Annotated in this window: 11 protein-coding genes; 6 read left to right on the forward strand and 5 right to left on the reverse strand. The window is 69.6% G+C overall.

Features of this window, described 5'->3' with window-relative positions; all coding sequences use genetic code 11:
- Positions 1–78 precede the first annotated feature (78 nt).
- The 3 genes from OU787_RS14225 to OU787_RS14235 all read left to right on the forward strand — a co-directional run bounded on the left by OU787_RS14225 (position 79) and on the right by OU787_RS14235 (position 1,985).
- A complete protein-coding gene (locus OU787_RS14225; protein ID WP_268661865.1) occupies positions 79–456 on the forward strand; it encodes a winged helix-turn-helix transcriptional regulator in 378 nt (125 codons plus the stop codon).
- Between the two features lie 22 nt (positions 457–478).
- The gene (vsr, locus tag OU787_RS14230) at positions 479–895 is read left to right on the forward strand and encodes a very short patch repair endonuclease (RefSeq protein WP_268659529.1); all 417 of its coding nucleotides are present in this window, start codon (positions 479–481) and stop codon (positions 893–895) included.
- A 97-nt stretch (positions 896–992) separates the two neighbouring features.
- Complete coding sequence (locus OU787_RS14235; protein ID WP_268659530.1) at positions 993–1,985, forward strand: DNA cytosine methyltransferase; 993 nt, start codon at positions 993–995, stop codon at positions 1,983–1,985.
- Between the two features lie 705 nt (positions 1,986–2,690).
- Here the strand turns inward: OU787_RS14235 and drmB are convergent.
- From drmB to OU787_RS14260, 5 genes are all read right to left on the reverse strand, one after another.
- Positions 2,691–4,535 (reverse strand): DUF1998 domain-containing protein, encoded by a 1,845-nt coding sequence (gene drmB / locus OU787_RS14240; protein WP_268659531.1) that lies wholly within the window; start codon positions 4,533–4,535, stop codon positions 2,691–2,693.
- Positions 4,532–7,762 carry a helicase-related protein gene (locus OU787_RS14245; RefSeq protein WP_268659532.1) on the reverse strand — a complete coding sequence of 1,077 codons (3,231 nt, stop codon included), beginning with the start codon at positions 7,760–7,762 and terminating at the stop codon, positions 4,532–4,534. The genes drmB and OU787_RS14245 overlap by 4 nt, the downstream gene beginning before the upstream one ends.
- A gap of 8 nt (positions 7,763–7,770) precedes the next feature.
- A complete protein-coding gene (locus OU787_RS14250) occupies positions 7,771–9,678 on the reverse strand; it encodes an ATP-dependent helicase (RefSeq protein WP_268659533.1) in 1,908 nt (635 codons plus the stop codon).
- The gene (locus tag OU787_RS14255) at positions 9,675–14,453 is read right to left on the reverse strand and encodes a DEAD/DEAH box helicase (RefSeq protein ID WP_268659534.1); all 4,779 of its coding nucleotides are present in this window, start codon (positions 14,451–14,453) and stop codon (positions 9,675–9,677) included. Before OU787_RS14255 ends, OU787_RS14250 begins: the two co-directional genes overlap by 4 nt.
- A gap of 194 nt (positions 14,454–14,647) precedes the next feature.
- On the reverse strand, positions 14,648–15,040 hold the full coding sequence (locus OU787_RS14260; protein ID WP_268659535.1) for a hypothetical protein: 393 nt from the start codon (positions 15,038–15,040) through the stop codon (positions 14,648–14,650).
- 573 nt (positions 15,041–15,613) lie between these two features.
- Between OU787_RS14260 and OU787_RS14265 the strand changes: the two genes are divergently transcribed.
- Genes OU787_RS14265 through OU787_RS14275 form a run of 3 tightly spaced genes read left to right on the forward strand, consistent with a single transcriptional unit; the run spans position 15,614 to position 19,610 of the window.
- Positions 15,614–17,731: a helix-turn-helix transcriptional regulator gene (locus OU787_RS14265; protein WP_268659536.1), complete on the forward strand. Its 2,118-nt coding sequence runs from the start codon at positions 15,614–15,616 to the stop codon at positions 17,729–17,731.
- The gene (locus tag OU787_RS14270) at positions 17,728–18,705 is read left to right on the forward strand and encodes a hypothetical protein (protein WP_268659537.1); all 978 of its coding nucleotides are present in this window, start codon (positions 17,728–17,730) and stop codon (positions 18,703–18,705) included. The genes OU787_RS14265 and OU787_RS14270 overlap by 4 nt, the downstream gene beginning before the upstream one ends.
- The gene (locus tag OU787_RS14275) at positions 18,702–19,610 is read left to right on the forward strand and encodes a DUF6339 family protein (protein ID WP_268659538.1); all 909 of its coding nucleotides are present in this window, start codon (positions 18,702–18,704) and stop codon (positions 19,608–19,610) included. Before OU787_RS14270 ends, OU787_RS14275 begins: the two co-directional genes overlap by 4 nt.
- The last annotated feature ends 41 nt before the right edge of the window (positions 19,611–19,651 follow it).

Here is a 19,651-nt window from a genome sequence, read left to right on the forward strand (position 1 = left end):
CCCCCTCGACGGCCCCTACAGTGGGCACCCGGACCACGACCGACGAGAGGACCCCCGGTGGCCACCCAGCACCACCCCATGACCCACCTCCCGCCCGGCAGCCCCGCCGCCGCCCAGGCCTGCCCGATCACCCCGGTGCTCGACCTCGTCTTCAGCCGCTGGACCACCCCCATCCTCTGGACCCTCACCCACCTCGGCCGCCAGCGCTTCGTCGAACTGAGCCGCAACCTCGGCACCGTCAGCGCCAAGGTCCTCACCCAGCGCCTCCGCCAACTCGAACGCGACGGCCTGGTCATCCGCACCCACCACGCCGAAGTCCCGCCCCGCGTCGACTACGAGATCAGCGAACTCGGCCGCACCCTCACCCCCCTCTTCGCCGCCCTCACCGACTGGTCCGAACACCACCTCCCCGCCGTCGAACAGGCCCGCACCACCTTCGACACCACCCACCCCTGACCGCCCCGGGAGGATCGACTCCATGCGCCCCGCTCCGTCCTCGCCGTCCGTGGCCAGCCGCATGCGCAAGCAGGCCCGCAAGGACACCGCGCCCGAACTCGCGGTCCGCAGATTGCTCCACCGACGCGGGCTCCGGTACCGGGTCAACTCGCCCGTGCCCGGCATGTCCCGCCGGACGATGGACATCAGCTTCTCGCACGCGAAGGTCGCGGTGTTCATGGACGGCTGTTTCTGGCACGGCTGCCCGGAGCACGCGACCGAGCCGAAGAGCAACGCGGCATGGTGGCGGGCCAAACTCGACCGCAACATGGAGCGTGACGAGGAGACCACGCATCACCTCGTGGCCCAGGGGTGGACCGTGCTGCGGTTCTGGGAGCACGAGACCGTCTCGGAGGTCGCCGAGACGATCATCGAGGCCGTCCGGAAGGATCCGGCCTGAGCACCCGACGTCGTCTGTCGGTGCAGAAGCCTAGGCTTCACGGAGCACGCGGCGCATCGACCGCACCGGTGCAGCGGAGGCCGACGGCAGGGGAGCGATGACCAGATTCACATCACTGGAGCTGTGCGCGGGATCGGGTGCGCAGGCACTCGGGTTGGAACGCGCCGGTTTCGATCCGGTCATGTTGATCGACAACAACGAATTCGCCTGCCGAACGATCCGGCTGAACCGCCCACAATGGGACGTCCGCTGTCGGGACCTGATGAGTTTCGACCCGCTGGACGAGGACGAGCCCGACCTGCGCAAGGTCCTGGACATCGATCTGATCAGCGGAGGAATGCCCCGGATCAAAGCTGCGGCGGCAGTCGCACGCCCTGACAGCGACGACCACGAGCGTTCGCTGCTCAGGGCAGCGATCAGCGTACTGATGGCCGTCCGACCGAAGGCATTGATGCTGGAGAACCTGGAAGGGCTGGTCCAGGACAACAACTACGCGGATGATCGTTCCTGGATCGAGGCCGAGCTGGAGCACCTCGGGTACCGGACCTTTTGGAGGGTACTGGACGCGGCTGACTTCGGTGTGCCGCAACACCGCCGCAGCGGTTTCCTGGTGGCCCTCGCGGAGGGGTACGGGTACGACTTCGTCTGGCCCGAACCACATCCCGGCCCGCCACCGACGGTGGGCCAGGCCCTGGGCGCCTCGATGGGTGCCAACGGATGGCCCGGCGCAGAGCAGTGGGCGGCAGCGGCGGACCGCCCCGGCCCCGCCCTCATCGGCGGCTCGGACAACCGGGGAGGCGGGGACCTCGGGCCGACCGGTAGCAAGAAGGCATGGGCAGCGCTCGGCGTCGAGGGTGCGAGCCTGAGCGACGAAAGTCCTTCGGCCGGATTTCCTGTCGACCACTGGCCTCGGCTGAGCGTGCGGCAGACGGCAATCCTGCAGGCGATTCCGGACGACTGGCGGATCTACGGCCGCAAGACGCGCGCCTACCGCCAGATCGGAAATGCGCTACCCCCACCGGTCGCCGAAGCCGTGGGGCGTTCGATCGTGGCCGCGCTGCGTGGCGGTACCGCGCCGACCGTCGACTGATCCGTTCTTCGGCCCTGCCGGCGCCATCGGTCCGGACAACCCGCGGCGCCGACCGGCGTGGTCCGTCACGGCGCTGTGCTCCAGGGTCCGGCCGTCACCCGTGCGGCGAACCGGCTGGACATGTAGGAGGGCGATGTCCGTCTCTTCGACCCCGAGAAGTTCAAGGACGCCGACGTGCTGGCGGGCGGCGCCGTGCCAGATGTTCACGGTGGCCGGAAGCGGTAGTGGACGAAAGACCCTGGACGCCGGCTGGCCCTTCGAGGTGATCGTCCTCGAGCAGGTTCCTGCGGGCCACCTTGTGGGAAAAGTACGCCGAACTGCTCGACCAGGAAGGCTACCTGGTCGCGGAACCCAAGGTGCTGCGCACCGAGGAGTACGGCGTACCACATACCCACCGTCGAGCGATCTTCATCGCCCGACGTCACGGCTCCGAGGGCGTCCACAGTGACCCGTCACCTGGTCCGGGATGGGGCAGCTGTAGACGTTCCCTCGCGGAAGAGGACTGGACGTGCACAAGCAAGGAAATCTCACGGCAGACCGGGAACGCTGTACCGCCCCGACTCGGCATGCACATCCTGGTCGCTGCCCTGGACATCCCGAAGAGGGGAGCTCGGGTCGGCGATCCGGAAGTACTACGCCTGCTGCCTCTGCCGACCGGTTCGGGCGGGCCTGAACTCCCGCCCGGTCCGAAAACCCCGCGTAAGGTCAGAACAGCCCGGGGACCGTCCTGTCCGGCGTACCGATGAGGGAGACCCGGTCGAGGAAGACGTTGTTCGTCTCGCAACTGGTCTCGGGCAGCAGGACACAGGCGTGACACGCGGCGAGATTGACACCGTCGGCCCCGCTCACCGCCGCCTCGGAGCAGAGAGGGTCGTTGGAGCACCACGAGGCGCGGAGCAGCGCCGACTCCAGTGAGGACGCGAGGCGCTCGGGTTCGCCCTGGGCGACAATGCCACCGAGGCTCCCCGCTGAGTCGCTGGTCGCCGTGAAGATGAGGAATCCGGCCATGCTGTCCCCGATGTAGAGCCGCTCGCGCAGGGCCGCAGCCGGGTAACCGCCATCCAGGCTCCACTCGTTGACGAGCAGGTGCGCGAGGGTGTGCACCGCCAGGTAGCGGGGGGAGATCGGGGACGGCGGGACGGGGCGCTCGGAGTTGGCGTGGCGATTCCGGAGCAGTGTCTCGTGATTGCGCCGAACGCGCTCGGCCCGTTCCACGGATTGGGGGAGCCGTTCCCAGGCGGCGAGGCGTTCCGGGTCGAGGCGGACGAAGACGCCCTCCCCGCTGACTTCGATGGCGGGCAGCCAGTCCGGTTTCCGCAGGGCGAGCGCGGCCCGACGGGGGCTGCTGGCGGTGTCACCGACGGCCGGCTCCTCGACCCGGGTGAAGGAGTGCAGCGCGCGGATCTCCCGAACCCGTTTGATCAGCATGACCTGCTCAATGCCATCCGGTGTCCGGTCGTCGGCGGGCGACTCGCAGACGAAGTCCTGTGTCTCGTCCCGCCCGCCTTCCGGACGCGGACACTGGAGGGTCCGGTACTCCTCCTGGTAGAGGAGGTCACGCGGCGACAGCGTGGTCTGTTCCTCGCCCGGCTGCTCCGACTCCGCCTCGCGCACCCGCAACACGGCGGCGACCGCGTCGTCGACGGTCGGCCCCCGGTCGGTCCGTTCGAACCCCACCATGTCCAGGTAGGTACGGATTTCGGCCTCGGACCGGTCCTGGATGCGGCTCCAGTGGGGGGCGAGGGCCTTGAGCACACCGTCGCTCCACGGAGGGATGGACAGCGCGGAGTGGACAACCGGGTACCACACGGTGGAGGAACCACGCTGGAGGGTTCGCGGCGGCTCACCGCACTGCTGGGCGGGGGCGTCCTTGAGCCAGGGACGGCGTCCGGTGCACCGGATCCCGAGATCGTGCAGCGCCTGGCTCCGGAAGGCGCCCTCCATCGACACCTCCGCGGCACCACAGGTGCAACCGATGATCACCCCACGAAGGGATGCGGTGGAGCCTTCGGCGCGCAGGAGCAGCTTGCCACCGCACGGACCGGTCGAGCCGGACTCCCCCGAACCGTAGGAGGAGGAACGGTGGACCCACTTCCAGTACGGAAAGTCGTCGAGGTGGCCGTTGACGCAGGCCGTCACGAAGCGGGACGGGACGAGATCCCGCTCGCAGGATCCGCAGACCGCCTTGTTCCTCGGCGGATTGAACTTCGAGTAGTACTGCAGCTCACGGCACTCCGGGCAGGAGTACAGCTGTGGGAAGCGGGCGGCCCGCACCCCGTCGCGGGCTTCCGCCGGATCGACGGCGGGCGGCAGCTTGAACTCCTGCGCGCCCGTCACCCTGGTGAGCCGGGGTTCCCAGAGGGTTCGGGTCCGGCTGACGTCCCAGGTGTCGAGCCCGGCGATGACGAAGGACTCGTTGTCGACCGCGATCATGGAGCCGACACCGTAAGTGGTGATGGCCTGGGCCCGACGGATCTCACCGAGTTTGCGCAGGGGGGTGATCGGCGCGCCGGGTCGGACGGTTCCCCGTCGGCGGGGGGGCGGGGTCATCGCTTCTCCAGGAAAAAGGGGGAGGAGGCGTCCACGTCGCGCAGGCTCCACAGTGTGGGCCAGCCCGTGGCCCCCTCCGGAAGGTCGTTGTCGAAGGAGCTGAGGAGAGCTCTCCTGCCGCTCCTGGCGTGGGCCTCGTAGAGCAGGTTCGGGTCTTCGGCAGCAGCGTCCCGCCACCAGTCGACGAACTCGTCGAACGCCGCTCCGGTGGCCTCGTGCTCCCAGGGGGCAACTCTTGCGACCCGTTCCAGCAGGGCATCGCGCACGGTGCCGTCGAGCTCGTCGACGAAGTCCTCGATCCGAGCCGCCGCCGCGTTGTTTCCGGCACCGGGGATCATCAACCGCGCCAGGGCCACGATCACGGCATGCAGACCGCGGTCACGGGCGCGGGCCGAGAAGGGCGTGACGCTGGTGGACTCGACCTCGCGGTAGAGGGCGGAGTGGAAGTGCTGGAAGCTTTCGTAGTGCGAACGGTCCCTGGAGCGGGTCGAGTTGAGCATGACTGCGACCAAGCCCGGGTGACGTCGGCCGACCCGGCTGGTCGCCTGGATGTACTCGGCGGTGGTCTGTGGCTGCCCCATGACCGCCATCAGGCCGAGGCGGTCGATGTCGACACCGACCGAGATCATGTTCGTGGCCAACAGGACGTCGGTGGCCTCGGGGGCCGGGAACCTGCGCTCGATGTCCTTGAGTCGCCTGGGGATGTCGCTCGCGCTGGCGCGGCTGCTCAACTCGGTCACCGCCTCGGGCCGGCGCGGCTTCTCGATGCCGTCCCGGGCTGCGAGTTGCTCCATGCGGTCCTGCACGTCGTCGAGAACCTGGAGTTCGGCGGCCGACAGCAGGCGCAGGCTGTTGAAGTAGCCGACGAGGGTCCAGTAGGCGTCCCTCACCTCGTCGTCAACGTCACCGAGCTGGATCTGGTGCAGCAGGGTGGCGTAGGTACGGATCAGCAGGGTGGACTGACTGGTGCTGGAGGTCAACAGACCGATGTACCGGCGGGTGGCCTTGTCCCCGGGGGCGGCCTCGACCGCGAACCACGAGTCCCGGGAGTCCAGTCCGGCCGGCGGGAACTGGCGGACCTCACGATCGAAGAGGTGCAGCCCCTGCTCGTCGGCGCGCCGGATGGTCGCGGTGGAAGCGATCACCTTGGGTCGGTTCGCCAGGATGTCGACCGCAGTCTCGTAGAGCCCGGTCAGTGTCCCGAGCGGGCCGGAGATGAGGTGCAGCTCGTCCTGGACGATCAGCTCCGGTGGCCTGGTTCCCTCCAGATCCCGGTTGAACAGCGCGGCTGTCCGCTCCCGCCACGGCATGGACGCGAACTTGTCGACGGTGGCGATGATCAGTGTCGGGTGCGCGGCGTAGACGGACTCGTCGACCAGGTGCACGGGCAGTCCGTCCCCCCGGTGGAACGCGCAGTCCGCGTCCGGGCAACGGACGTACATGCGGGCGTACTCCGGTGCGACCTCGTAGTCCGACGCGTCGAGGCGGCTCCCGCACCAGGGACACACCTGGAGCTGTACCGGATTCTCCGTGTCCAACGAGCGGCCACCGGCGCGCAGGGTGGTCAACTTCTCGCCGGCTGTCGCGAGGTCGTTCGGGGTCGCCGACTTCCCCACCCACATGCCGATGGAGATACCCGCCTCCCCCAGCTCGTCCTCGTGGCGGGAACGGGTCAGCTCCATCGCACAGATCAACGCGGTAGCACGCTCGAACTGCTGCAACGTCAGGAGTCGCAGGGTGTACCGCATCAGTACGGTGACGCCACCACCGCGCTCGGGGTCCCTGAGACGACGCAGGAAGGTGGTGAAGGCGATCAGGCCGAGGTACGCCTCGGTCTTGCCGCCACCGGTGGGGAACCAGAGCAGGTCGGCGATCCCACGATCGGGGTGACCGTCCTCGACAATGCCCTGAAGACAGAGCAGCAGGAAGCAGATCTGGAAGGGACGCCAGTACTGCTTGCTCTCGTCCGGTCCGCCGGCGGGCTTTTCGTCCTTGACCCAGGACGTACGGGCACGCTGCTCGGCCATGGCCCGGTTGGCAAGCTGGAACGCCCTCATCACGTGGGGACGGTCGGGATCGGAGAGCAGTGTGACGCCCGTTCTCATCCGGGCGAGTGCCGTCTCGCACGCCTCGATCTGTTCCTGCGCGGCGATTCCGTACTCGGTACCGGCCAGGCTCTCTGCCTCTGCCCTGCGTTCGTCGATCCACTCCCGGTAACCCTCGAGGAGGGCATCGAGCGCCCCGGTCACCGTCCCGGCATCTGCAGTACCGAGGCCGCGCATGGACAGCGCTTCGACCGGGACGTCCTGGTTCGAGTCGGTCAGCAGCACCTCGTGGGTGGGCACGAACTCGGTCCTGACCTCGGCCACGACAGCGGGCCCGGTGTTCCTGGCACCGATCGGCGGGGGCGTCCGGTCCCAGACCGCCGCACAGCCGTGACCGGTCGCGAATCCCGGAGCGTGCCGGTGAAGCAGACGGCTGAGCATCAGCTCCCGGTCGTGGCTGCCGGAAGAGGTGCGGCGCTCGACGAAGGGCGCGACGTCCGGCGCGAGTGCCCGGACCCGGAGAACGGGCTGGTAGTAACAGGCGGCGTCCTTCAGTTCCCGGGGGCCGACCGTACGGGTGTTGATCAGCGTGGCCGTGACGGTCACGGTGCCGTGCTCCCCGCCGGGACGTACCAGAACCCGGAGTTCCAGACCCTCCACGAGGGACTGTCGGACCACTGCCGCAGTCGTCACGTCCACCTCGACGTCGGGCAGGTCGAGCGGGACACGGCGCCAGCGCTCCCGTTGTTCCTCGGTGCTCCGGGCCTCGATACGCGCGGCCGTGACGGGGTTGCCCTCGGCATCCTCGGGGCGGTAGACGGCGGCCGTGGTGTACAACACGATCCGCTCGGACAGCGTCGGGTCCACGACGAAGGTGATCCCCATGGAGGAGGGCCGCCGCACGTTGGCGAGTGAGACCCCACGCTCGACGGCGGCCTCCTCCCCGTCGCCGCCCCGGACGAGCGCGGGGGAGTCGTCCCCGTCCGCCTCGAAACCGTCCCCGTTGTTGCGGACGTCCTCGGACGGCTCCTGAGGGAACAGGACCCCGACCGGGTACATCGTCACCGGCGCGTCGTCCTTGAGGACCTCCTCCTCCCCCCCGACCGGTCCGAGGAGGTCGAGGCGCAGGGCGGCACCGAGCCGGTCGCGCACGTCGTAGTAGTCGTGGATGGAGGAGCTCATGAAGGAAGTCACTCCGTGTTCGGGTCGTCGGTGGGAACGGTCCAGTCGAAGCGGCCGAGGCCGCTGAGGCGGGGGGCCAGCCAGGCTCCCGAGCTACCGAGACCGGCGCGCCCGGTCGCGGTCTCGCTGCCGACGACGGTTTCGACGCAGTCGACACGGAGGCCGGTGATCCGGCCGGGAAGGTTGTAGTCGGTCCATCCGCCACCACGGCTGAGCATGAGGTGCAGGGCCCGCCGGAACGTCTCCGAGACCTCGGCGACGGGACGGCCGTCGTGGAAGATCCCGTACGGCGGCGTCTGGTCCTGGCCCTCGGGCAGACGGTGAAGGAGGGACAGCTCCACCGCGTCGCCGTGACGGACCTCGTGCGCGAGGTACCGCTGCACCTCGGTGGGATCGGCGGTTGCCCCACGCACGCCCGGCGGGTGGGCGTGGCAGACGTCGGAGCCGAGTGCCTCGATGCCGTTGCGGGCCCACGACCGACCACCACCGACGTACCAGCGGTCCAGCCGCTTGTCCTTGCGGAGCAACCAGGTGTTGGGACGGTCGATCCGGTAGAGGTCGTCCCGGGGCCGGGTCATGGCGACGTACAGGAGCCGGGCCTCTGCGGCCGGGTCGTAGTCGATCTTCTTCTTGGCCACGTCCTTCGGGCGTCTCAACTCCACCGGTTCCACGATCAGGACGCGGTCGAACTCCAGCCCCTTCGCCCGGTGCACCGTCGAGACGACCAGCGATGCCTGCTCGACCGGCACCAGCTCGTCGGGCAGCCGGTTCTCCGCGACCACCTGGCGCAGAGCGGCGAGTTCGACCCGGCCACGCCGACTTCCGGTGGCCCGCCGCACCGCCCGCACGAGCACCACCGGGTCGAGGTCCGGCCGGTGATCGAGGCCCGCGACCAATTCGGTGAAACGCGTCTCGGAGAGGTCGGCCGCGTCGGTGGCGGCGAGCAGACCGGCGATCCAGGAGGGAACGGGACGGTCCCGGACGGAACGCTGCAGCCGGTGGTCCACACCGGCCTCGTACAAGTTCTGACTGATGGAGAGCGCCTGACCGTTGTCACGGCACAGGATCGCGGTCCGTCCGTCGAAGTACCGGAGGGAATCCAGGACGAAGGTGTCGTCCAACGCACCGAAGTGGGGAGCGTCCTCGAGCAGGAGCCGCAGCTCACGGTGGATCTGCTCGGACTCCGTCTCGGCCGATTCCCTCTGGGCGGCCAACCGCTGGAGCCTCGGGCCGTACGGAAGGGCGACCCTGGCCTGCTCGGTACGGGCCCGGAAGTTGTCACCGAGCTGGATCTCGACCAGGTCTCCGGCGAACGAACCGCGAATCCAGTCGAAAAAGTAGTTCGTCTCCTGCGCCCGCAGGTCAACGTCCGAGACCTGGAAGCCGTAGACAGTCTGGGCGGCATCCCCGACCACGGTGAAGCCGCTCTGCGACTGGAAACGGTCGAGCAGTACCTCGACCATCTCCCGCCGCACCCCGACGAGGTCCTGGACCTCGTCGATCAACACGTGCGCGGGGACACCGAACTCGCCTGCCTCGACCGCTCCCCGCTCGACGGCATCGATGGCCACCTCGATGCGCTGGTCGAAGGTGGTCCCCGACCAATCACGGTCCGGGTACGCCCGACGCAGCAGAGCGGCCGCCCAGGAGTCGAAGGTCTGGGCCCTGACCCGGCGGGCGGCATCGGCGTGGTCCTCGATCCGCTCGCGCAGCTCGCGCACCGCGGCCCGGGAAAAACTGAGGACGAGGATCTCGTGCGCCTCCAACTCTTCCCGTTCGACCAACGCCTCCAGGCGGCGGACCAAGGTGTACGTCTTACCGGCCCCGGCACCCGCTGTGACGAGCGTGCGGGCGTCCCACGGCTGGTCGACCACGGCCTGCTGCGCCGGGGTGATCACCGGCTGGGGGTCGCTCACTTGTCCTCGTTCCACAGGTAGTCGAACTTGGTGAAGGCCAGATCACCCTGGTAGTTGACCACGTTGTCGCGCACGTTGAGGATCAGACAGGTCGGCGTGCCGTTGTTCTTCGGTCCGCGCAGCCCGCGACCGATCATCTGCTGGTAGACGTTCGGGCTGTAGGTGGGGCGGGCCACGACGACCGCACGGGTGGCGGGGGCGTCGAAGCCCTGGGCGAGCACCCCGTAGTTGGTGAGCACCTGGATCCGTCCCTTGCGGAAGTCCTCGATGCGCTTGCGGCGCTCGGCCACCGGCGTGGCCGAGTCGATGGACGCGGACCGGATCTGCCGGTCGTTCAGTTTGGCCGCCAGGAACTTGGCGTGCGCCACGGAGGTCGCGAAGACGAGGATCGGCCAGTCCGCGGGCAGGTTCTCGATCTCCTCGATGATGCGCTGGTTCCGGTCCTGGTCCTCGGCGAGCCGCTGCTCGGCACGCTTGGGCAGCACACCGAACTTCTCCGAGCTGGAGACCTCGTCGGAGCTGAGCCGGATCTCGGCCCCGAGGAGTTCCCGGTGCCTGACCCGGGCCAGGACGCCGATGTCCTGCAACTGCCGGATGGCCTCGTTCTGGTCACCGGCGAAGACGTCGAGGTCGAGGCGGCTGCCGAATCGGCGCACCAGTCGGCGGGTCAGGTCCTCGTCGTTGCGGTAGGGGGTGGCCGTCAGTCCGACCAGGTGGCGCCCCGTCATCGGCGGGTTGACGCCGAGGTGCTCGAAGATCTCCCCGTACCGGGGGGAGGTCGCCCGGTGCGCCTCGTCGACGATGACCAGCGCGGCCTCCCGCAGCCAGGTGTAGTCCTCGTCGCCGAGCACGCTCTGCAGCTTGGCGTCGGTGGCGACGACCAGGTGCGGCTCGCCCGTCACCGGCGCGGCCTCGTTCGAGGACCAGAGCCGGCTGATGACCAGCGGCATCTCCGCGCCCACCTTGGACCAGACGAACCGCCAGCTCTGCACGGCCTGTTCGCACAGTTCCTCGCTCTCCGCGATCCACAGCACCGGACCGGGGAGTTCGCCACGGTTGCGGATCCAACGGATCACGGCCTCGGAGGTGACGCGCGTCTTACCGGCACCGGTCGGGATGGACAGCATCCCCCGCTGCGGCACCGGGTTGTCCAGCAACCGCTGGAGCGACTGCGCCAGTTGCTCCTGGTACTCGTGCAGGGCGGGGAACTCGGACGGCCCGTCCACCTGGATGCGCGCCTCCAGCGGTGGCACCCGGGACCCGGCGAACGAGTCGGGGAGACCGAGGTCGGTGACGAACTTCAGTGCCTTGGCGTCGCCCGTGAAACTGCTCGGCGCGTTGCCGGGGAACGCACGGGCCAGGTCCCGGCTGTGGATGCGCAGGATCTCCTCGCCGTGGGAGTTGAAGGCCAGTTCGGCGATCCTCCGGGCGTCCGGCTGCTCGCCGCCGCGCTCGGCGACCTCGCTGTCCAGCAACCCCGGCGGCAGCTCGGTGCGCAACTCCTCCTCGCCGATCAGCAGGGCGATCTTGTCGATGACGCTCTCGGCCTCGGCGATCTGCCGCAGCCGGGCGCGGGTCTCCCGGTCCTGCTCCTGCCGCGTCTGGAGGTCGAGCACGCTCTTGCACCCCTGGCTGCCGAGCTGCCAGCCGAACTCCCGGTCCGCGGCCTCCAGGACCTCGATCGGGGAGAGCGTGTCGAGCACCAGCAGGGTCGATCCGTTGCGGGCCGCGGACAGCGGCTTCAGCTCCACGCCGCGCGGCGTGCGGATCTCCTGCTCCAGTTCGCCGCAGCGCTGGACCTTCCGGGTCTCCACCGACTTGCCGAGGCGCTGGCGCAACGGCGGGAACTCGTCGACGAGCAGCGTCGGTCGGGTCGTCCCGGCCTTGCGGACCTGCTTGCTGATGACGTCCTCGACCTTGAGCATCCCCCACTGCTCGATCATCTGAGCCGCGGTCGCGGCGTCGGCCTTGTCCGCGACCAGGAGCGCGGGAAGCTGCTCCCGGACGAGTTCGGCGAAGTCCGCCGCGGACGTCGCCACGACGATCTCCGCGTCCGGACGCACGTCCCAGGTCCCGCCCACCCGGCAGCGGGTCAGGACGCCTTCCGGGAAGTCCATGCCGACGCGCAGCATCAGGGCGTAGGCGTGGCCGATGAAGGTGTCGTCCTCGCTGACCAGCACGCGGTCCAGCAGGGCGCGCCAGCGATCCGTCGGCACCTCCTCGGGGGTCGCCGGCATCCGCAACTTGCGGGCCTTCGACTCGGAGATGTCGGTGACGACGGGCAGCACCTGCGCGTACGCCTTGAGCTGCGGGCCGACCGCGTCACGCACCCGAGCCAGGCCCAGCGAGGTACGGACGAGGCCGTACCTGTTGAGCATCCAACGCAGCGGGGAGACCACTTCCGCGCGGGTGTTCGAGGAGGTGCCGTAGGCGCGGGTCCAGCTCTCGACGACGCCGACGTCCGGGATGGCGGCGACGAACGCGGCACGCCCCTCCTCGGAGAGACGGGGCAGCAGGTCCAGGGGGCCCGCAGGCGCGGCTCCCTCCAGGACGAGCCGGTTGATGTTGGTCCGCGGGGCCTCCGCGGCGAGCCGGCGCAGGTACCCGTCGTGAACTGCCTGCCGGTACTCCTCGAACCACGCCTGCTGCTTCGGGTCACGGGCGGTAGCGGGCCGGTCGGTCAGGCCCAGGTCACGGAAGATCGCGGCATCCGCACCGTGGAAGTTCGCGTCCACCGCGATCGAGGCGTCCCTGCTGCCGTCCGCCGGCACGACCACCCCGGGCAACAGGCACCCCGCCATTGGTCGGAAGTACCCGTCGACCGTGCGGACGTGGAGCACTGCGCGGGCGTCCGGGTAACGGCTCCGGATCCGATCCACCTGGGCGTTGCCACCCGCGCTGCGCAACAGCACCCAGAACTGGGTCCACAGTTCCGGGGTGTAGTTCTCGAAGCCCTGGTCCAGCACGCCCTGGAAGCGGCCGTGGGCGTCTGCGACACGGATGCCGATGGTGTGCAGGTGGCGTTGCATCTCCATCCGCTCGGAGATGGCCGTGTGCACGTAGACCATGTCGTCGCGGAGCTCGTCGGCGCCCGTGCGGTGGAAGACCTTGCCCACGACCGGGGCCACCATCCCGTGGGCCTCGGTCAGCACGATGCGGGCGCTGCGCGCGGACTCCAGTGTCTCCTTGTCGCCGTTGTGCTCCACCATCGCCGCGAGGATGCGGATCGCGTGGCAGGACGACTCCGCGGTGCCGTCCGCGACCAGTGCCTCCAACCAGGCGCGGACGCTCTCCGGTGACTTCTTGGCGGCCAACAGGATGTGCTCCATCTTGCCGTGGCGCAGCGAGTTCGCGTCGACAGAGGGGTGCACCCAATCGCGCGGGCGCCCGGGGTAATCGGCCCAGATGCGCAACCACTCCGGCTGCAACTTCTCGGGGTGGACGTGCAGTTCGCGCGGCACGCGGAGCACGCCGTCCTGGTCGGGCAGGGACGGCAGCTGTGCGGCCGCCTCCCAGACATGACGGATGAAGTACTCCTCCGCCCAGTTCACCGCTTCCTTGGCACGGCCGGGCAGGAGCGGCAGGCAGGCAGCCGGGTCCTCCTCCCGGGACAGCCGGGGCAGGGAGGTGACCACCAGACGGGCGGCGACCTGGAGCAGCTCGCGGTTGAAGGCACTGCCGTCGAGGAGATTCTGCCTGTCCTCGTTCGTCTTCCACGCCGCATTCAGGTAACCCGTCACGGAGACCGGGTACTTGGTGGGGAAGTAGGCCCAGAACTGGCCCCGCCCCGGAGGGACCGTCAGCAGCCCGTCCTTCTCGACGTACGCCGGAACTGCCCACGACACGTCGATGACGCTGCGGTCGTGCAGCTCACCGGCGCTGCCACGGGCCTCCGCGGTGGGCACGTGGGAAACTGTGAAGACGTTCCACTCGCCCACCGTCTCCTTGATCCCCGTACCGACTTCGCGGATGACCCGCCGCTCGCCCGAGACCTGCACCGACAACTTGCGCCGCTGAATGGGTAGCCGGCGGCGGTCCTCCAGCAACACCTCGCCCACGTGGGAGGAGAAAATCTGGAAGCCGGAGGGGAACGCTTCGGTCTCACGACCGTCACGGTGCTTGAAGCCGCTGATGTCGTGGCCCAGCCGCTCGGCTGCCCCGGGCAGCAGCGGAAGCTTGACCACAGTCGTGGCCCAGCCCAGGAGTTCCCGCAGGACGTCGTCCTTGTCCAGTTCCTCTTCCCGGTCGAGGGGACGGGCCATCCGGAGCACCGGGGTGTCCATGTCGAGGGGCTGCTGGAGCCCGAGAGCCTCGGCGATCCGGTCCGCGGACCAGGCCCGGTCGAAGCCGAAGCACCCGGTGGTGCTGAAGAACTGGGGGGCGTCGGTCACCGACAGGACAGACTTCACGCCGACGCCGAAACGACCGATCTGGCCACCGCGCTTGCGGGACACGCTCATCCGCAGGATCGTGTCCGCCCCCTGCGCGGTGACCGGAGTGCCCTGGTTGGCGCAGTAGAGCGTGTCGTCGGTCAGCACCACGGCCAGACGCCCGCCGGGCTCGTTCGCGATCTCGTCCGCACCGTTCTGCACGAGTTCGAACAGCTGGCGCTCGCCGTAGCCGCCCTGCGTGATCCTCAGCTCGCCGTTGGCGTGCTCCTGCACCAGGCCGGGATCGATGCGGTAGGTGTCCAGGGTCCGGGTCGTCTGTTCCGACACCGCCTCGATCACCGGGCCGCCCGAACCCTGCGACAACGCCTGCGTCTGATCGCTCACGACCCAACTGCTTCCCGCCCGGGAGGGCCCGGGCCAAGTATCAAGATGAAGACCGATGGACAAGAAAGAGCGCTGCACCCGCGGAGAGGCGGAGCACGCCGACCACCCGGCGGCGTCCGCACCGGGCAACGGTGGTGGCCGGCCCTCGGTCCCGGCAGGGTACCGAAGGGCCGGCCACCGACTCGACCTACTTCCTAGTTCTCGAACAGCTCGATGGTGATCCTGGCGACGACCTCACCGGAACGCCGCCGGGAACCGGCCCCACCACCGGAGGGGCGGCGCCCCGGGCCGGTGGCCCCGGCACCGCGCGACGGGGGCCCGGGCCGGTACCGGTACCGACGGACACCGCCACCGGAGCCGACCGTGAGGACGAACGTCACCGCCCCGCCCGTCGACGGGCGCTCACGGGCCGCGCGCCGCCGCCTGTGGGCCGCAACGACCGAGTGCAGATGTGCACTCGTCTCCCCGATCGCCTTGAGGTACTCCGAGCGCAGGTACGGGTCCTCCAGGGAGTGGTACAGCTCGATCCACGGCGGGAGGGCGTCTTCGTTGTCGTTGTCGTCGTCGGGGAAAGAGGTACGGGGCACGGGCGGTCTCCTCTGAAGGCACGGCGAAGTCCGAAAACACTGCACGAGCAGGCACGGAAAAACGAGGGTGAAAAGGTGCAGAATTACAGAGGTGCAAAGGTGCACTGGTTTCAGCAAAATGGGCATTCCGCCCGATGCGCGGACGCCACAGACCGTACAGAGCTATTGCGCAGCCGTTGTACAGCTGCCTCCGACGAACCGCACACAGCTGTACAGTCATCTCGGAACAGAGCTCTCCTGCCAATTCTTGTCGGCGTCCCGGCTCCGGCCTTCGCTTTCACCGAGAACACTTCCATATTCGCCGCCCGAAGTCCAGCAGCATTTCCCGGGGGCCCGCCGCCCGACTTGCCCGACATTGCCCCCTTCCCGAAGGATTTGCACCCGAAGGACGAACCACCTGATCGATCTCATGAATTGTTCGAGCATGCTTGCTGGCGCACTACGAACAGGTCGAGCGACAACCAAATTGTCACTGTTGATGAGCGAAAATAGCACTGCTAGCATGGTTCTGACCAGCAGAAACGTCGCCGACACGCCGGGTCGACGACGGCATCGGCGGAGGGGAACGCCACTGTGATCGACAAGAGCGAAGACTTCGGACCCTGGCTCGGCAGGCAGCTCCGCCGCCGCGAGATGACCCAGGCCGAACTCGCAACCCTGGTCGGTGTCACCCGGGCCGCCGTGTCCGCGTGGATCACCGGCCGGGCCCAGCCCCGCCCGGACACGGTCCGCCAGATCGCCAACGCCTTCGAGACCGACCTGGCCACGGTGTACGAACGCACGAGCGACGCCGTGGCCGCCCGGCCGGTGGGCTGGTACCACCGGCCGGCGCACGCCGACGGCGGCAGGGAGTTCGGCAATGCGGCCGCCTTCGCCTTCGAGACGGACCTCGGCGTCCTCGCCCGCGAGGCGACGCAGAACTCCCTCGACGAGCGGCTCGACCCCGCCCGGCCCGTCCGCGTCCGGTACACCCTGCACGAGCTCACCGGTGAGCACCGCCTCGGCTTCCTGGAGGCCGTGCACTGGAAATCGCTCGAGACCCACTACGCCGCCGCGGCGGCCACCGACCAGAAGGTCGGTCGGGCGTTGGCCGAGGGACTGCGGGAGATGAACGCCTCCGGTTCCCTCCTGCTCCTCCGGATCGACGACTACAACGCCAACGGCCTCACCGGCCCCGAGTACGGGGACGGTCGTTTCGCCGCGGTCGTGCGACGCCAGCTCGACAGCCACAAGGGTGACAACCGCCGTGCCGGCGGCTCCTACGGCCTGGGCAAAGCGACCCTCTGGGCCGCCAGTCGGCTCGGCCTGGTGCTCGTCAACAGCACCCTCTCGGTCCCCCACGAGGGCCGCACGGCACGACGGTTGATCGGCCGCCTGGACCTTCCCTGGCACGAGGTGGGCGGTGAGGCGTTCGCCGGACCGGCCTGGTTCGGAGAACCCGACAGCGACCGCGCCTTCGGGAACGTCTCCCGCTCCTGGTGGGGCACCGAGCAGGAGACGGCGAACCTGTGGCTGGAGCGCGAGGGGGAGGACCCCGGCACCTCCTTCCTGGTGGTCGGCGCCCACGACGCCGCCGTCGACGAGGACGGGTTCCTCGACGCCGTGCACGACAAGCTCTGCGACTCCCTGGCCGAGAACTTCTGGGCCGCGATGACGGGGACGGACACGGTGCCGCCGCTGTTGGAGGCCTCGGTCCGGACGGTGCGCAACGGGCAGAGCACCCGGGAGACCGCCGTCCGTCCCGAACGGAGCAGCCCCGCCCTGGCCCGCGCCCTGCGTGCCTACCTGGACGGGAGGACCGTCCCCGAACTCACCGGCCGGACCGACGTGGTCGAACGCGCCGTCACGCTCACCGTGCCGCCGCTGCGCACCGACCCCAGGGGGACCGAGACCGTTGCCCACGACGCGGTGCTGCTGCTCACCCCGGCCGACGACACCGACCGGACGCACAGCCAGGTCGTGTCCATGCGCGGCAACCGCATGAGGATCACCAGCCGCAGGCCGCGCAACCTGGGCTTCGGCGTCGAGCCGTACCAGGCGGTCCTGCTCGCCGGTTTCGCCACTGCCCGCGACGGCGAGGACGTCGCGCGCGCCGAGGCGTTCCTGCGCGCGTCGGAACCGCCCGAGCACAACCGCTGGGAGTGGACGGAAGAACTGTCCGACACCTACGTACGCGGGGCGAAGCGACGGCTGGACGAGTTCCGGGTGGCCTCCGACGAAGCCGTCCGGTCGATCATCGGTGCGCGGGCCGCCGCGCCCGCCGACGACGCCGGTCCCGCACTGCTGCGGAACCTGCTGAAACTCCCCGCGGCAGGCGGCGGTGGGCGAGCGGGTGCCCGTCGGAGCCGCGGTTACCCCACCGTCGACGACATCGACGGCAGGGTCGACCCCACCGGGGCCTGGTCGTTGCGCGTGCGCATCGCCGTCCCGCAGCAGGACGACCCCCTGCGCCTCTCACCGATCGCGTGCTTCGGTGCCGGTCGGTCGGGCACCGGGAGCCCGGTCCTCTGGGCCGAGCTGAACGCCGAGGAGAACTGCTCCTTCGTCGGGGATGTCCTCGTCGTCGCCCCAGGCGTCCGGACCGCAACGTTCAGCGGGACCACCGACGTCGACAGTCACCCGGTGAACGCCGGTCGTACCAACGTCACCGTGAACCTGCGCAAGGCAGTCGAAGGAGCAGCCCGCCCATGAGCCGGATCATCTATCCCTACGCCGTCATGAGCGGACGGGTCGAGGCCGAGGTCACCCGGGTCCGGGTCGACAGCCGTCCCCTCGACTACGCCAAGATCTCCCCCACCCTGCGGACCGTCGCCCTCGACGACATCAACCGCGGTTCCTGGCAGGAAGCAGCCCTCGACGTCCGGGCCGTCCTGCCGGAGGAGGAGATCGCCTACGGCCCGTGGTCCGAACTCGTCTGCGTCGCCGTGCTCGAGGAACCGGCCACCAACACGAGGACCGTCCAGCGTCTCGGCAAGGACCGCAGCTCCGGTACCTGGCAGGGCACAGTGCGGCTGCAGCGGTCACGGCACCGCTCCCGGGCCACCCTCGGCGTACAGGTCGTGGCGGCGGTCGAAGGGGTCCGCGGGCGCATGATCGGACGGAGCGAGGTCGACTGGGTGATCGACCTCCACGCGGAGATCCCCGTCCGGGACAAGGAGATCAGGATCGTCGAGTCCGACTTCCGGGACGGCCCGCACGCCTGGCTCCGCCCGCTCAAGGACGCGCCCTGGTACGTCGACGCATCCGGTGACGTGCCGACCGTCCATCTGAACCTGGGCGTCGAGGGTCTGGCCGCATTGCTGCGCGGCAGCAGCAGTGCGGAGAAGGCGACGGCCGCCCTGGTCAATGCGCAGATCGTCAGCAACGCGTGGGAAACGATGTTCCACACGGCGGTGAGCGAGGTCGAGTCGGCCGAGGACGGCCTGCCCCGCATGCCCACCGGCTGGCGCGAGTCCGTCCTGGAGGCCATGCTCCCCGACGTCCTTCCCGGCATGTCCCCCACGGACGCGCTCGCCGAGCTGCGGACCCGGCGCGAGGAGGGCTACGGCTGGCCCGAACTGCAGTCCCGAATCCAGTACGCCGCTGCCCTGCGTGCCCAACTGCCCAAGCAGCTCACCACGACCTTGCGTCTCGCTGCCCGCTCGTCCCAGGGAGAGAACCGGTGAAGTTCGAGCACGCCACCGAGGGCCGGATCGCCCTGCTGCCGGTGGGAGTGGCGACCCGTCACCTCGGCCGGGCCGTCCTCTCCGGGGCCGAACCCCCCGCCCAGGTCGCCCTGCTGCGCGCCGCGTCCGTGATCACCGATCCGTCCGCCAGGTGGGACACCGCGCCGATCCGGGAACTGCTGGACCAGGCCATGGCCCGCTTCGGGAGCAACCGCTCCGGCGCCGACGCCTGGCTCGCGCCCCGCCTCCACGCGACGCTGCGACTGACCAGAGGAGAAGCGGCCGACAAGGACCTGTGGGCGTTCCTCGCCCTGGTCGTCGCTCCGGACTACGTCCTGTGGCGGCACCTCCCGGTCCGCGGCGAGAACGCCCCGCGGACCCCCGTCGTCCAGGCGTCGCGGTTCGTGGGGGGCAGTTCCGTCCAGGCGTTCGCCCGGCTCTGGTGGGCCGCCGAGATGTGGCGCGACGGCACCGACTACCGTCCCGTCGAAGCCGCCTGCACCAACCAGGACTTCCTCAACACCGCCCTGCGCCTCGGCATCATGGACCACCGCCCCACCGCGCAGGCCGTACTCCGGGTCGTGCAGAACCTGGCTGCGACCGGGGCGCCCCGCTTGGGCGACCAGCTGAACGCGCTGTGCAAGGCCGTCGGCATCGCCGGCAGCACCCTGATGTACGAGGTCATCGGCCCCGACGAACTACCGGACGACGCAGAACTGCTCGCCTGGATCGACGACGCCGACTCCGCCCCACCCGTCCCGTGGGACCGTCTCCCCGACGGCCCCGACGACGGCGCCGTCCCCACCGTGTCCGTCGACACGCTCACCCGCCTCTTCGAGGACGTCAACGCACACCTGGGCCGCCTCCGCGACCGAGGCAGCCCGTCCACACCCACAGGCGGCTGACGCCCAGGGGCCGGCGACACAAATGACAGAAGGCCCGGCCA

Source organism: Kitasatospora sp. YST-16, from assembly GCF_026802215.1.
GTDB classification, from domain to species: Bacteria; Actinomycetota; Actinomycetes; order Streptomycetales; family Streptomycetaceae; genus Kitasatospora; species Kitasatospora cineracea.